This is a genomic window from Bacillus sp. SIMBA_008 (genome assembly GCF_046535495.1).
GTDB lineage: Bacteria > Bacillota > Bacilli > Bacillales > Bacillaceae > Bacillus > Bacillus subtilis.
The window spans coordinates 569,143-584,184 of the sequence record NZ_JAWRWL010000002.1 but is presented as its reverse complement, the minus strand read 5'-3'; the positions used below and the strand labels follow the sequence as shown (position 1 = coordinate 584,184).

The 15,042-nt window shown below is 43.0% G+C and carries 17 protein-coding genes; 11 read left to right on the top strand and 6 right to left on the bottom strand.

Translation table 11 applies throughout. From position 1 onward, the window contains the following. Position 1 precedes the first annotated feature (1 nt). Genes SB658_RS08410 through SB658_RS08380 form a run of 7 tightly spaced genes read left to right on the top strand, consistent with a single transcriptional unit; the run spans position 2 to position 5,338 of the window. Positions 2-2,443, top strand: a complete 2,442-nt coding sequence (locus SB658_RS08410; RefSeq protein ID WP_069703539.1) for a pyocin knob domain-containing protein — start codon at positions 2-4, stop codon at positions 2,441-2,443. Positions 2,444-2,460: 17 nt separating this feature from the next. After that, complete coding sequence (locus tag SB658_RS08405; protein WP_144500803.1) at positions 2,461-2,787, top strand: XkdW family protein; 327 nt, start codon at positions 2,461-2,463, stop codon at positions 2,785-2,787. Further along, positions 2,784-2,948, top strand: a complete 165-nt coding sequence (locus SB658_RS08400; RefSeq protein ID WP_014479563.1) for an XkdX family protein — start codon at positions 2,784-2,786, stop codon at positions 2,946-2,948. Before SB658_RS08405 ends, SB658_RS08400 begins: the two co-directional genes overlap by 4 nt. A gap of 46 nt (positions 2,949-2,994) precedes the next feature. Then, complete coding sequence (gene xepA / locus SB658_RS08395; RefSeq protein ID WP_144500802.1) at positions 2,995-3,834, top strand: phage-like element PBSX protein XepA; 840 nt, start codon at positions 2,995-2,997, stop codon at positions 3,832-3,834. 52 nt (positions 3,835-3,886) lie between these two features. Further along, complete coding sequence (locus tag SB658_RS08390) at positions 3,887-4,156, top strand: hemolysin XhlA family protein (protein WP_003232655.1); 270 nt, start codon at positions 3,887-3,889, stop codon at positions 4,154-4,156. Between the two features lie 12 nt (positions 4,157-4,168). Beyond that, positions 4,169-4,432 carry a phage holin gene (locus SB658_RS08385; RefSeq protein WP_014479566.1) on the top strand — a complete coding sequence of 88 codons (264 nt, stop codon included), beginning with the start codon at positions 4,169-4,171 and terminating at the stop codon, positions 4,430-4,432. A 12-nt stretch (positions 4,433-4,444) separates the two neighbouring features. Next, positions 4,445-5,338 (top strand): N-acetylmuramoyl-L-alanine amidase, encoded by an 894-nt coding sequence (locus SB658_RS08380; protein WP_015715742.1) that lies wholly within the window; start codon positions 4,445-4,447, stop codon positions 5,336-5,338. Positions 5,339-5,375: 37 nt separating this feature from the next. Here the strand turns inward: SB658_RS08380 and spoIISC are convergent, their stop codons facing one another. The 6 genes from spoIISC to steT all read right to left on the bottom strand — a co-directional run bounded on the left by spoIISC (position 5,376) and on the right by steT (position 9,869). Further along, positions 5,376-5,516: a three component toxin-antitoxin-antitoxin system antitoxin SpoIISC gene (gene spoIISC, locus SB658_RS08375; RefSeq protein WP_144460135.1), complete on the bottom strand. Its 141-nt coding sequence runs from the start codon at positions 5,514-5,516 to the stop codon at positions 5,376-5,378. Between the two features lie 85 nt (positions 5,517-5,601). Next, positions 5,602-5,772: a three component toxin-antitoxin-antitoxin system antitoxin SpoIISB gene (gene spoIISB / locus SB658_RS08370; protein ID WP_015715743.1), complete on the bottom strand. Its 171-nt coding sequence runs from the start codon at positions 5,770-5,772 to the stop codon at positions 5,602-5,604. Further along, positions 5,772-6,518 carry a toxin-antitoxin-antitoxin system toxin SpoIISA gene (gene spoIISA / locus SB658_RS08365; protein ID WP_015715744.1) on the bottom strand — a complete coding sequence of 249 codons (747 nt, stop codon included), beginning with the start codon at positions 6,516-6,518 and terminating at the stop codon, positions 5,772-5,774. Before spoIISA ends, spoIISB begins: the two co-directional genes overlap by 1 nt. A gap of 127 nt (positions 6,519-6,645) precedes the next feature. Next, on the bottom strand, positions 6,646-7,647 hold the full coding sequence (locus SB658_RS08360) for an inorganic phosphate transporter (protein ID WP_014479569.1): 1,002 nt from the start codon (positions 7,645-7,647) through the stop codon (positions 6,646-6,648). Between the two features lie 12 nt (positions 7,648-7,659). Further along, the gene (locus tag SB658_RS08355; RefSeq protein ID WP_003218470.1) at positions 7,660-8,277 is read right to left on the bottom strand and encodes a DUF47 domain-containing protein; all 618 of its coding nucleotides are present in this window, start codon (positions 8,275-8,277) and stop codon (positions 7,660-7,662) included. 275 nt (positions 8,278-8,552) lie between these two features. Then, complete coding sequence (gene steT / locus SB658_RS08350) at positions 8,553-9,869, bottom strand: serine/threonine exchanger (RefSeq protein WP_144500801.1); 1,317 nt, start codon at positions 9,867-9,869, stop codon at positions 8,553-8,555. A 388-nt stretch (positions 9,870-10,257) separates the two neighbouring features. Between steT and SB658_RS08345 the strand changes: the two genes are divergently transcribed. The 4 genes from SB658_RS08345 (at position 10,258) to SB658_RS08330 (ending at position 14,614) form a co-directional block, all read left to right on the top strand. Beyond that, the gene (locus SB658_RS08345) at positions 10,258-11,208 is read left to right on the top strand and encodes a ring-cleaving dioxygenase (protein WP_129092418.1); all 951 of its coding nucleotides are present in this window, start codon (positions 10,258-10,260) and stop codon (positions 11,206-11,208) included. Positions 11,209-11,308: 100 nt separating this feature from the next. Then, complete coding sequence (locus SB658_RS08340; protein ID WP_003244977.1) at positions 11,309-11,455, top strand: hypothetical protein; 147 nt, start codon at positions 11,309-11,311, stop codon at positions 11,453-11,455. A 7-nt stretch (positions 11,456-11,462) separates the two neighbouring features. Next, a complete protein-coding gene (locus SB658_RS08335; RefSeq protein ID WP_124059770.1) occupies positions 11,463-13,631 on the top strand; it encodes a glycosyltransferase family 39 protein in 2,169 nt (722 codons plus the stop codon). A gap of 11 nt (positions 13,632-13,642) precedes the next feature. After that, positions 13,643-14,614: a glycosyltransferase family 2 protein gene (locus SB658_RS08330; RefSeq protein WP_015715747.1), complete on the top strand. Its 972-nt coding sequence runs from the start codon at positions 13,643-13,645 to the stop codon at positions 14,612-14,614. Positions 14,615-15,042 lie beyond the last annotated feature (428 nt).

Here is a 15,042-nt window from a genome sequence, read left to right as displayed (position 1 = left end):
CATGGCATACGAAGAAAAAACAGACTGGCTTCCGGATGATCCCATCAACGAAGATGACGTCAATCGCTGGGAAAAAGGCATAAAAGACGCCCACACAGACCTGGCCGCCCACAAAAACGACATGAACAACCCCCACAACACAACAAAGGCGCAAATCGGGCTGGGGAACGTGGATAATGTGCAGCAGGCGGCGAAGAAGGATTTTGACAAGCATGAGCAAGATCAGGTGCGGCATGTTACTGAGGAAGAACGAGAGAAATGGAACGGCAGTCAGTTATCTAAGATTACGAAAGATGATGGTTCAGTCTTTATCACTATTGGTAATGGACAAGACTTTAACGAGGTAGCTGCTCAACAAAAGAGATCATTTACTTTTTATACAGCAAAAACAGGTCTGAATACACCTCCGCAACCTACTAAAGGCATTTACTTGTACTCTTCTGAAAAAGAAGGGGAAGCAGTTGCTATGACAAATGATGGGGGCATCTGGAGAAAGACTCTAACGGGGGGAGAATGGTCGGAGTGGAATGCTTTCGAGACAGAAAGTGGATCTAAACTGAAGGCTGATCAAGCTGAAACAAATGCTAAATCTTATACGGACAATCATACTACTAACAGTAGCATACACATAACAAATACTGAACGTACGAAATGGAACGGGGCTCAACTGACAAAGTTAACGAAAGATAACGGCAGAAGAACTTGGGTACCTGATGGGACGGATATTCTATCATTATCAACGGGGTATTATTATGGTGTAGGTAAGAATTTAGTAAACAATCCAGTTGATGATGATAATGCTTGGTATAACTACGATGTGATAGAGGGTGAGAGCGGCAGAAAAACAATTGTTGCTTACCAAAGCTTTGAAGTCACCATGTGGATTGGGATGGTGCATACCGATGGAGAATTCAGAGGATGGAAACGTCTGATCACATCAGAAGAATTGAATAGTGAAAATATCAATAAAATTGGCGATGAGTCACTTTATCAGGACGCATCATACTCTGGAAACAACTATCCTATTGGTATTACCACAGTCGGAATTCTTCAAGGGTCTACAGGATATCCTCATGAATACGGTGAAGTGCTGAATATAAAATCTAGTAAATACCGTTTTGCTCAGTTTTTCTTTTATGCTGGAAATACAGGCCAAAAGAAAATATTTATTCGTCATTGGTATGATAGTGTAGGCTGGACTGAGTTTATTACCATTCCTTCATCAGATGAACTAGAATCTGTTTTAAATACAGCAAGGCTTTATACTGACAGTCATGCGAATAACACGGAAATCCATGTTACGGAGAACGATAAAACAAAATGGAATAACAGCCAGATTTTCAAATTGACTCAAGATGACGGAACGTTGGGAAAATTCTACAATGAAGATTTAAATAATATTATTAAAACAGGATTTTATTATATTTATTCTTCTACGACTGAATTAAATGCTCCTATTAATAGAAATGGGTATTTGCTTGTATATAATGTTGGTACCTATCCGTATCAAGAATTTACTACTTATTCGGGAGAAACAGCTTCTATTCCAGACAATAGAAGAAAATTTATCCGAAATAAAAAGCAAGATTCAGAAGAATGGACTCCGTGGATGGAGATTGAAAATTCACAAGGAGCACAGGCAAAAGCAGACAAAGCTTTAGCTGATGCTAAAACCTATGTAGATACAAATTATACAAATCAAAAATTAACCAAACTTTCAGGTTCTGATGCAATAACAGATGCTAGAACTGGAGGGGATGAGTATCCTCAGGGATTAACTTTAATAGATATTGGTCAAGGAAATAATACCGGTTATCCGCTTCGTTACGGCTTCGTGAAAAATGAGAAACACAGTGATTTTAGATTTGTTCAATATTTTTATGGCACTGGAAATGAATCTGGCAGTTACATTGATAGTACTGGTACATGGATACGGCACTGGTGGAGTGGGTCAGGCTGGACAGCTTGGCATAAAATTTCTGGATTTGCTCACGCAAATATAGGAACTACAGGCATACAGTATTTGGATAAAAAAGCCCACACAAAAATTCAATTTAATCGCAAAAGAAAAGATAGTCACAATGCATTTGATACAAAAAATAGTAGATTCGTTGCTCCTAATGATGGAATGTTTTTAGTAGGAGTGGGGCTGTATATGATAAATACACCGGCTTACATCAATTTTCATCTGAAACTCTATCTAAATGGATCATTGTATAAACCAATTGACCATTTGAGGGGGGACTTTAATGATAAGGAAAGTGAAATGAACCTTGACTTAAATGGTACTGTAACCGTTCCTATGAACAAAGGTGATTATATAGAAATCTATTGCTATTGCAATTATAGCGGTGATGATAGAAGAGGTGTATCCGATTATAACGAGGCATACAACTATATAGACATTCAAGAACTTGGAGGGCTTAACTATCCTACAGTATAAGTATAGGAGGAAAAACGATGATCGCAGAAGCAATCATGTATAAATACCCCAATGCAGATCCAACAAAAGATTTTATCGTTCAGAATGACGGGGAAGGGTCTTATATAGCCGAGTGGAACCTGCGCGCCCCCATCCCAACCCAAAAAGAACTCGAAACCTGGTGGGAGGAGCTGCAAAAAAACCCGCCGTACGAGCCGCCCGATCAGGTAGAGCTTCTCGCTCAGGAGTTGTCGCAGGAAAAGTTGGCACGCAAGCAGCTTGATGAGCTGAACAAAACTTTGGGAAGCGAGCTGGCAGGTATTAAGCTTTCACTACTTTCTTTGAAAGGAGATTACTCTGAATGAATTATTGGGTGCTTGCCCTCTATTATGAGTGGGCGACAGCAGATATGGTAAAGCAAGCATTAGCATATAAAGACTGTTCAATTGAGGATCTGGCAGAGGGTGTGAACAAAAAGCTGATCACAGCTGACCAGTATAAAGAAATTACCGGTAAAGCCATGTAGTAAGGCTTTTTTATTTTGCCTGTTTTTAGATCAAAGGAGGATGAAGATGGTGAAGTATCAATATGAATTTCCTCTCGATAGGACTGGAAAAGCCGGCGCTGTAAAGCCCTATCGAGGAGGAAAAAATGATTTTTTGACACCTGTTTCGAATTTGTCAGGCGTAGCGGAGATTTTAACAAATGCTTCCTTAAAGGCGACTGAGGCATATAGTCAGCTCGGGCAGGACAGGCTTAGCGCAGTTCTGATTTCGAAAGTGAAGGGCTGGGCGTATGCAGATCGTGAAGGTACGCTCTTTATAGAAGAAAGCGACAACAACAATGTTTGGACAACGACAGCAGCAGTTAATGTCGCAGCAGGTGTCCTGACAGCGACGGACTGGGTATATCTTTCTAAACGCTATTACCGCTTCCGCTATGTGAACGGGAATCTTCAGCAATCCGAGTTTGTATTATACCAATCAGTCGGTGCGGGTGAGATGGATGTGCGTGTCAATGGAAAAACGCCTTTACAGATTGACTTTGCGGAGAATCAAACACACGATGGACGGCTGAAAGTCGAGGCTCGCAAAACATTTGACTTTGTCTTTCATGAAAATGCAGAGTCCGCCGGCGAGGGGACTGCCTTACCTGTTGACGGTGCCGCGCATTTACTCGTTGAAGTCTACGGCACAGCAGAAATGAGCGAAGTCAAATTTTGGGGCAAATCGGTGTCAGGACAGAAACTGCCTATCAGAGGCGTGAAAACTGATGATGCTACCACTGCCTCCAGTACATTAGGAAAAGCCGAGGCATGGGCCTTTGATATTAAAGGGTTTAAGGAGATTATCATGGAGATTATCAGTATCACCGGCGGTACTCTTTCGGTAAAAGGGACCGCGGTTTCATAACAGTCTCGGCCCTCGGAAGGGAGGTGATCTGCATGTGAAGGAGGAGTGAGAGATGCAGCAAGAGGCAGATGTGAATGTGTTTCAGCAAGATTTAGCAGACATGAAAGGCGAGCACAAAGCACTTGAGCAGAGGGTTTCTGCATTAGAACGCGTGTCTGACCGGCAAGACCAGCAAATCATGACGCTGAACGAAAAATTAAACAAAATTGAAGAAAACACCACGTGGATTAAACGCACCATCACAGGTGCCATCATTACAGCAGTGTCTACAGGCATCATTGGCGGAGCCATCGCCATTATGTACAGCCTGCTGCAACATTAAAGGGGGATTTTCATGAACACGTTTGACAAGGGCACGGTCATCAGGACGGTGCTTCTTTTAATTGCTTTAATCAACCAGACCATGCTGATGCTCGGCAAATCACCATTGGACATTCAGGAGGAGCAGGTCAATCAGCTCGCTGACGCCCTTTATTCAGCCGGTTCCATTGCATTTACAATTGGAACGACACTTGCCGCTTGGTTTAAAAACAACTATATAACAGAAAAAGGAAAAAAACAGCGCGACTTGTTAAGGGACAATAATCTGACGAAATAAGGAGAGATGAAAATGGTTAACATTATTCAAGACTTTATTCCGGTTGGCGCAAATAACCGTCCAGGCTACGCAATGACGCCGCTCTACATTACGGTGCACAATACAGCGAATACCGCAGTAGGGGCAGATGCTGCAGCCCATGCCCGCTATTTGAAAAATCCTGATACGACGACAAGCTGGCATTTTACAGTTGATGATACAGAAATTTATCAGCATCTGCCTTTGAATGAAAACGGCTGGCATGCGGGAGACGGAAATGGCAGCGGCAACCGGGCTTCTATCGGAATTGAAATTTGCGAAAATGCCGATGGCGATTTTGAAAAAGCAACAGCAAATGCCCAGTGGCTCATCAAAACATTAATGGCTGAACAAAATATCAGTCTCGCCAATGTCGTCCCTCATAAGTATTGGTCAGGGAAGGAATGTCCGCGAAAATTGTTAGATACGTGGGATTCGTTCAAAGCAGGAATTGGGGGAGGCGGCAGCCAAACTTACGTCGTGAAACAGGGCGACACGCTCACATCCATAGCGAGAGCATTTGGTGTTACGGTTGCTCAGCTGCAAGAGTGGAACAATATCGAAGACCCGAATCTTATTCGCGTTGGTCAAGTATTAATTGTAAGTGCTCCATCGTCCACTGAAGAACCCGAGCTCTATCCGCTCCCTGATGGTATCATTCAATTGACAACACCTTATACCTCAGGAGAACACGTCTTTCAGGTGCAACGAGCACTTGCGGCTCTGTATTTTTACCCTGATAAAGGCGCTGTCAACAACGGAATTGACGGCATTTACGGCCCGAAAACAGCTGACGCAGTCGCGCGTTTTCAGTCTGTTAACGGCCTGACTGCCGACGGTATTTACGGACCTGCGACGAAAGCGAAGATCGCAGCGCAATTAAGCTGATCACAGACCACAAAAATCCCGGAGCTGGTTCCGGGATTTATTTTTTCTTCTTCAACTTTTTAATAATTCCAGCACTGCGCTCCCTCACCCGAAGCGAGTACCCGGAAAGCCCAAACCTTCCGTAATCAACAAACTTCACACGCCTCACCAATTTTTTCATCACTGTATCACCTGACATTATCCTCTGTTTGTATTTATTATATGTAACCCTTTAAGAAAAGGAATAAGGACAAGAGCTGTTTTCCCTTGTCCTTTTAGTGTGATCATGCTCTTTTTCGTTTATACTCGTCAATCAGCCGTTCGTTTTCTTTGAAGATTCTTGCTGTATGCGGACTGACTTGATAGCTTGCGACACTGGTGGTTGAACGTTTTTTCAGGATTTTAAACGGCTTCGCCGCTCTGGGCTCGCATCTGTTTTGAAACGCACGTTCCATTATCCTTCACCTTCCTCCTCAATTGGCAGCACCAAATCATATATGCTCGTTAATGACGTAAATAGCAAATAATCAAATTCCGTGACAATGCTGTCAGACGTCAGCTTGATGACATAGTTCTGTGTCTCGATGGTAAAGGGGATGAGAACCACTTTTCCGTATTGGTCGTAATAAACATCCTTTCGATCGAGCCGTGTTTGTACATCTGCCGGATCATCCATATGCTCGGTTAACCGGTCTTTATCAGCCTGTGTCGAATAGTGGCAAAGAGAAGCCGTTAAGTTCATTTTATCAGCATAGGTTTTCAGCAGCTTATCAATACCTTCAGCATAAGCATCTATACTTCCATAATAAACATGGATCGGTTCGTTTTTCAATAGGTATTGGTATGTTTTCAGCCGATTGAGGTATATGTGGAGCATTTCGTTGTTTTCTTCAAGAATTTCTCTTGTGTCTGTTTCAAGCTCGCTGCCGGCCAGTTTTTTGACGTATGCACTTAAGAAGATAAAAGCATCAATCAAAGCAAAACTGACTGCGACAATGAGATACCGTTCCCAGTGGGTAAATAGGGAAGTGGGCTCATATGTCCAGTATACCATAGCGCCCAGAACAAACAGCAAATACCAAGTTTTCCGGATGGCGGACATTTTTTCTTTGACCTTCGCTTCGAAACGCCACGTGGCATACACGTATAACCCCAGTCCGGCCACGATGCACCAGACCATGATCTGAAAGAATAAAACCATATTCGAATCCCTCACATCTGAAATAGGTTCTGCTTATTGTATTCGAGAGATCCGGATGGTTTTCCTGTTCCATCAAAAAAACCGCTCCTTTGACAGAAGCGGTGTGACATTAAAATATCATATTACATTAAAATATCATATTTAAAATAAAGTAGGCGATGGCACCTAGTGTCGCTGAAATCGGAAGCGTGATGACCCATGTAATGAGCATTCGCTTGGCCGTACCCCAGTTTACGCCTTTTACCCGGTGTGACGCACCGACGCCAAGAATTGATGAAGAAATGACGTGGGTTGTACTGACCGGCAAATGAATAAACGTGGCGCCGAAAATAATGGCTGCTCCGGTTAAGTCAGCGGAAACACCGTTTACCGGACGGATTTTCATGATCTTTCCGCCAACGGTTTTGATGATTTTCCAGCCGCCGATTGATGTTCCGAGACCCATGGCTGTCGCGCAGGCGAATTGCACCCAGGTAGGAATATCATTAGCAGAAGTATGTAAATTCGCTGTGATGAGAGCCATTGTGATAATTCCCATTGCTTTTTGTGCATCGTTTGTTCCGTGTGTATACGATTGCAGGGCAGCTGTTACAATCTGCACTCTGCGGAATTGCTTATTCGTTTTCGCCAAGTTGCTGTCTTTGAAAATCAGCTTAACGATGCTATAAAGAATAAAACCAAGGACAAAGGCAATAATTGGTGATAGGATCAGTGCTTCAATGATTTTAATGAAGCCCTTATAGTTTAACGCTGCAAATCCGGCTGCCGCAATGGCTGCACCGGCAATAGCGCCGATGATGGCATGGGATGAGCTGCTTGGGATACCGTAGTACCATGTGATAAGGTTCCAGGCAATTGCAGCGAGTAGCGCAGCCAAAATGACAACAGAGCCATTTTCCAGCGTATAAGGATCTACGATGTCTTTCGTAATGGTTTTGGCAACACCTGTAAACGTCATTGCTCCGATAAAATTCATCACAGCAGCCAATATAATGGCATGGCGCGGTTTCAACGCTTTTGTCGATACCGAAGTCGCAATTGCGTTTGCCGTATCATGAAACCCGTTGATGAAATCAAACGCCAGAGCACAAATGACTATTAGTATCGTTAATATTAATAGAATATCCATTTTTACCCCTCGTTACGCGTTTTTCATAATGATGGTTTCAAGATTATTGGCAACACTTTGACAAGAGTCGGCGATTTCTTCAAGCGTTTCGTAAATTTCACGATATTGAATGACTTTGATTGGGTCTGTTTCATTTCCGAAAAGATTCTTTAATGATTTTCTGTGCAAGTTGTCACAGCTGTGCTCATACTCTTTTATTTTGATTGCGTGAGGCTGAATATCCTTTAAGCGATTTTCTGCCAGCAGCTCGATCGTAATCAAAATCTCTTTCGCACATTCTCTGATGTATCCGCTGAATTTATCGATATGCTCGTCTGATGAAGTAATTGAGAAAATTTCCATCATGGCAGAGAAATGTTCGATTCCGTCAAGCACATCATCCAAGCTGTTTGTCAGCTGAAGGATATCTTCGCGCTCAATAGGAGTGATGAACGCTTTGTTAAGCTCTTTAATCATGACATGAACATGATTGTCACCTTTTGTTTCATATTCCTTTAACGTATCTGCAAATTCTTTAAGAGTCGTTTGGTTAGTGACCTTAAAATTCACAAAATATTCTGCAGTTTCGTCTATGTTCTTTGCAATTTCTGTTAAAAGGAGTGAGAACTTATCTTTTTTTCTTCTTATCATTAAAAACCCTCCATAGTTTGAATGAACAATGCACACATCAAATTATTATATAGCCTTTTGTCGAAAAAAAACAGGTAAAGTCGAAAAAAACGTATCTTGACTTTTTTGATAAATCGTGTCTCCTTATTTTGACCTACTTCGCTTTAAAAAAACGACCCAAGTTTGCAAAAACTTTCTGCTTAACGTAAAAAGTATATCAAAAGTTGTGTTTTTCCTGTCAACTTTTATCTTCTGTTTCACCAAAAAACGGTTCCCTAAACAAGGGAACCGTTTTATCAGCTTGCTTTTCGTTTTTTCATCCCGTAATAGACAGGCAGTCCGGCAAGGCCGATGAGGATGGATAATCCGCAGCTCATAGTATCTGTAATGAGTGTGCTGCCTAGCACAAAGAAGGAGCCCGCGATTGCCAGAATTGGCATAAATGGATAAAGCGGAACACTGTAGGCGCGCTTTTCTCCCTTTGCTCGCTTGCGGAGAATAAACACTGCAAAAAAGGCCATCACATAAAAAATGTAGATCATGAAAATGGAGATTTCTGAGAGCTTATCAGGGTTGCTGATCAGCATCATAATCAAAGCTAAAGCAATTTGAAAAGAAATCGCAATCCATGGTGTCCGGAACGACGGGTGTACATGTGACAGTTTTTCAGCAAATGGAAGCTGTTTGCGTTCCGCCATTGCAAATGAAACACGCGGGAAAGAAAGCACCTTTCCATTTAAGCACCCAAAGATGCTGACGATAATCCCTACACTGATCAGCTTTCCGCCAATTGACCCGAACAGCATGGTTGCCGCGGTGCTTGTCGCATTTTCACCAAGCGTGACAATTTCGTTCGCTGACAGGATGTGGAGCAATGCAAAATTAATGAAAATATAGATCGCCGTTACAATTAATAATCCGCCCGTCATAGCGCGTGGAAGCAGCTTTTCGGGATTTTTCATTTCTCCGCCGAGAGCGGCAAGGAGAATCCATCCGTCATAAGCAAACAACGTAGCTAAAATAGCCGCCCCGAAGTTCATATCGGAAATGCTTTCGTTTACTGCTGTGAAGATGTGCTGATCGCCTTTCCAAAGGCCAAAGATGATGATGCAGGCAATCGGAATCAGTTTTCCGATCGTTGTCAGCGTTTGGACAAAGCCGCCGTATTTTGTACCGATAATATTAATGACGCATAAAAAGAGAACTGCTATAATTCCGATTACTTTTGATAGTCCAGATCCCCAGCCGAAAAGATTCGCCATTAAAGATCCAAAATATAAACCCAGTGCGCCAATAATCGCTGGACCGTAAATGATAATCTGCACCCAGCCGCACAAAAATCCCCAAAACTCGCCGTACACTTCTTCAAGATACGCATAAAGCCCGCCGGTTTTTGGAATCTGCGTTCCGATTTCCGCGATTGTCAAACCGCCCGCCAGTGTTAAAATACCGCCTAGCAGCCAGGCGAAAAGCGCCGTTTTTGAATCACCTGAATAAGCAAGCACAGCGCCGGGCTTCATAAAAACACCAGAACCGATAATGGTTCCGATGACAAGAGTAAGGGCAAACAAGAGGCCTATCTCTTTTTTCAAACCGTTGTCTTCAGTATGCATGTCCTTAACCTCCTATGATGTTGAAGCTTCATGTTGAAGAATCTATTTTTTCATATTGTAAACCCTATTTTAGAAAAGTGAAATAAAATAAATTTTCTGATTTTCGAAATTTGCTTTGTGTACAGCAGATAAAACTGTGGAAACACCTGTTTTAACAATCTATAAGCGAATAAACTTCATGATTTTTATTTGTAAAGTTCGTGTTTTCTGTATTAGGATTTTAGCCGGTACAGAGGGGAGATGAGAATTCAGAAAATGAACGAACCTTCGGTGAAGCTGATATGTTGACTTTCTCATGCGAATAAAATACTTTGTTATTAGAACAATAAATATACAACTATGATATGATATCTCGAAATCGAGATAAATTAACCTGGAGGGACAGCATATGAAAGTTAACGGCATTCACCACGTATCGGCATTAACGGCCGACGCACAAAAAAACTTGGATTTTTATAAGAAAGTATTAGGATTAAAGCTCGTCAAAAAATCCGTCAATCAGGATGAACCGACAATGTACCATCTGTTCTACGGAGATGAAGTGGCAAACCCGGGAACTGAGCTGACGTTTTTCGAGATTCCCCGCATTGCACCGTTTCATGCAGGAACAAACAGTATTTCTTCTATTGGATTGCGCGTTCCAAGCACAGAAGCCCTGCATTACTGGAAAGAACGTTTTGAAGCGCAGCAAGTAACGCACAGCGGTATATCCAAAAGAGCTGGACGTGACATATTGGCATTTCAAGATCATGAAGGGCAGCGACTTTTGCTGACTGCTGATGAGGAAGGAAAAGGATATGGCCTGCCTGTTAAACAGAGCGGCATTCCGGAAGAATTTTCGTTTCGCGGGTTAGGGCCGATTGAACTGACTGTGCCATATGCTGAACCAACCTTACACGTATTGACGAATATTCTTGGATTTACAGAAATCAGCCGTGAACCAGTCGAAGGGCAAGGAACCGCCGTTATTCTGGAATCAGGAGAAGGCGGTGCTGCAACGGAAATCCATTTAATAGAAAGAAACGATCTTCCGCGCGAGCGTCAAGGCAAAGGAAGTGTTCACCACGTTGCATTTCGGGTAAGAGATGAAGAAGAACTTGCCGGGTGGCACCGGATCATTAGCCGGGAAGGCTTTAGCAATTCCGGCATTGTGGAGCGCTACTATTTCAAGGCGCTGTATTTCAGAGAACCGAACGGCATTTTGTTCGAGTTATCAACAGACGGACCGGGCTTTATGGTAGATGAAAATCTTGATGAGCTTGGCCAAACGATCGCTCTTCCGCCGTATCTTGAGCATCGAAGAGCTGAAATTGAAGCGAAATTGAAACCGATCCAATAAATTGTGATTCATTTGCCTTCCGGCGCCGCCGGAGGGCTTTTTTTATTACCATAATTAATTTTGACCTAAACAGCATGCCTTATTAGGGAGGAAATATCAGATGCTGATTGGGAGAAATGGCTTAAAACCCTTTGCAAATATGGGTGATTGGTATGGAATGGCCTCGGCAAAAATATTGTCTTTGTTTATTAATAGTTTATTCATATTTGCTTGTTACACTATTTCCAAGTTAGACAAAAAGGAGTGAAAAATAAGTGGAAAAGAAAAAACGCGAGCTGGATATTTTCCTCATCCTCATTTTGCTCGCATCTGCATTCTTAAATATCTATAACATCTGGAATGATGATACGGTGAATCCTTATTACACCGCTGCAGTCACAAGTATGATGCAAAGCTTTCATAATTTTTTCTATGCCTCATTCGACGCGGCGGGGTTTATAACGGTTGATAAACCGCCTATTACGTTCCAGATACAAACCATCAGCGCACTTATATTCGGTATGCACGGCTGGAGCGTCATCCTGCCTCAGGCACTTGCTGGTGTAGGTTCTGTCCTTTTAATGTATCTGTTAATAAAACCGACATTCGGTAAGACAGCAGCAAGAATTGCCTCTTTCATCATGGCATGTACACCGATTGCTGTAGCTGTAGCACGTACAAACAATGTTGATGCATTACTGGTATTTTTCTTATTGCTTGCTACATGGCTTCTCTTTAAAGCGATCAGAAAAGGAAAGCTGATCTGGCTGTTAGCAGCATTTTTCGTTGTTGGAGTAGGTTTTAATACAAAAATGCTGCAGGCTTACATGATTTTACCGGCCTTCCTATTGTTCTATTTGATTGCGGCAAATGCCGCGATGAAGAAAAAAATCATTTCGCTGGTCAGTGCGTTAGCCGTATTAGCAGCCGTTTCGTTATCGTGGCCGCTCATTGTCGACAATATCCCTGCAAGCAAGCGGCCTTATATCGGAAGCAGCCAAACCAACTCTGTTTTGGAATTGGCTTTTGGCTATAACGGAATCCAGCGGCTGACAGGCCAAAATTCAGGCGGCGGCCAGGGTGCGCCAAACAAAGACGCTTCAAAAGAAATGTCTTCTTCTGATAACACTCAAGCACCGCCTAATCAGTCATCAAACAGCAGCTCATCAAATGATGACAAATCTTCAAATGGCAATATGACGGCACCTCCATCCAATGGCCAAATGCCAAGCGGAGGAGAAATGCCAAGCGGCGGTCAAGGAGGCCCTCCAAGCGGCGGAGATGGCGGCCAAGGCGGACCTGGCGGAGACGGAGGGAAAGGCGGTACAGGAACCGGTTCGAAAATGCAATCAGGTTCAGGGATGTTTGGAACGGGAACACCTGGTCCACTGCGGCTTTTCCAAACAGAGTTATCTGATCAAATCAGCTGGCTTCTGCCATTTGCGATATTTGGAATCGCAGGCTTACTGATCGCAGGCGCGAGAGAAAGAAGAAGATTATCTGTAGAGCAGAAGGAAACGGTGTTCTGGGTTGCGTGGCTTGTACCGATTGCCGGATTCTTCAGTGTCGCAGAATTTTTCCATCATTATTATCTCATCATGCTGGCACCGCCGATTGCGGCTCTTGTTGGTGCGGGATGGGTTGCCCTTGTTCATCTGTATCGCAATCAGACAGGCTGGAAAGCATGGCTTTTGCCAGGAGCAATTATTGCGACAACTGGATTTGAATTGTTTATTCTCAGAAACTACAACGATCAAATCGGTGTTGGATGGAGTATCGGGGTAGGTGTTATCGGCGTGTTGTCAGCGATTGCTTTGCTGCTGTTTAAACAGCGCCAAAAACCGTTCAGTTATTATGTTTCACTTGCAGCTCTCTTCGCATTGCTGGTGATGCCGATTTATTGGGCAAGTACGCCACTTCTGTACGGAGGCAACAGCTCACTGCCTGAAACAGGCCCTCAGCTCGCATCAATGAGCGGAAAAGGCATGGGAATGTCTGATGCGACTGTAAATGAAAAACTGATCAAATATCTAGAGGAGAATAACTCCGGAGCTGAATACCTATTCGCCACAACCGATTCGAACACAGCGGCACCATATATCATTAAAACGAAAAAAGCTGTCATGGCTATTGGCGGATACAGCGGTTCTGACCCGGCAATCACACTGACTCAATTCAAAAAACTTGTAAAAGAAGGAAAAGTGAAATACTTCTTGGCTTCTGGAATGGGAAGAGGCGGAAACAATGACATTGTTGAATGGGTTGAGAAAAATGGAAAAGAAGTAGCATCAGAAAAATGGCAATCAAGTTCTGATCAAAAAACAGAAAATACTGATTCAGCTGATACATCAAGCAGCAAGGCTTCAGGTGAAAACGGCAAAATGGGCGGACCTGGCGGAATGAATCAGTCAGCAACATTATACGAACTACATGCTGATGAATAGGAGGCAAAAACATGAGCAGACATATTCAATATTCAATTGTTGTACCTGTGTATAATGAAGAGCTTGTCATTCATGAAACCTATCAGCGCTTAAAAGAGGTCATGGATCAAACGAAGGAAAACTACGAGCTGCTTTTTGTAAACGATGGCAGCAAAGACCGCAGTATTGAGATTTTAAGAGAGCACAGCCTGATCGACCCGAGAGTGAAAATTATTGATTTTTCAAGGAATTTTGGACACCAGATCGCCATTACGGCGGGTATGGATTATGCACAGGGGAATGCAATCGTCGTCATTGACGCCGATTTGCAGGACCCTCCTGAACTGATTTTAGATATGATTGAAAAGTGGAAGGAAGGCTATGAGGTCGTGTACGCCGTGCGGACTAAACGAAAAGGGGAAACCTTTTTCAAAAAACAAACCGCGGCTATGTTTTACCGGCTTCTCAGCGGTATGACAGATATTGATATCCCGATTGATACGGGGGATTTTCGTCTCATGGACAGAAAAGTCTGTGATGAAATGAAGAGATTAAAAGAAAAAAATCCATTTGTCAGAGGGCTAGTCAGCTGGGTGGGCTTTAAACAGACAGCGGTCGAGTATGTACGTGATGAAAGGCTTGCCGGAGAAACAAAGTACCCGCTCAAGAAAATGCTGAAGCTGTCAATGGACGGCATCACGACATTTTCACATAAACCGCTGAAGCTGGCAAGCTATGCGGGGATTTTAATGTCAGGTGCTGGATTTCTGTATATGTTTATCGTGCTGTATCTGAAGCTATTCACAGACAGCACGATTACCGGCTGGTCATCACTTATTGTGATCCAGCTCCTGTTCAGCGGCATTGTCCTTCTGATTTTGGGCGTGATCGGCGAATATATCGGCAGAATCTACGATGAAGCCAAAGACAGGCCGCTTTACATCGTCCAAAAATCGTATGGAATTGAAAATAAAAGACTCTATAGAGACCAGCATATGTCATAACCTCAAACCCCCTGTCCGTTACGGACAGGGGGTTTTTATGTTCTGAGCACGATCTAAAGCAAAAGATGCTGATAGATATATGGAAATTGGGTAAAGAAGAGATTGTGAGCTTGTACTGCGGTTCAGTCATGCTGAAATAAAAACAGCAAAACTTAAAGATTTCGTCCTCGGCTTTGCTGCATGTCAGCTGTTATATTGGGGGGCTTTTAAGAAACGCATGATTAGAGCCGTACCAGTTATATTTAATAGAATACTGGTACCCAATACAATTCCCCACGTCAACGTCGATTCAGAGAGAAGAAAGCTCAGCAAAAGAAAAGCCAATCCTGCGCAGATCATACTCAGTCCCACGGTTTACATGTTCATGCCTCCTAGCAAACGATGTTTCTAGCATCTGATGTGAATGATGTCAATCTGTATGATATACG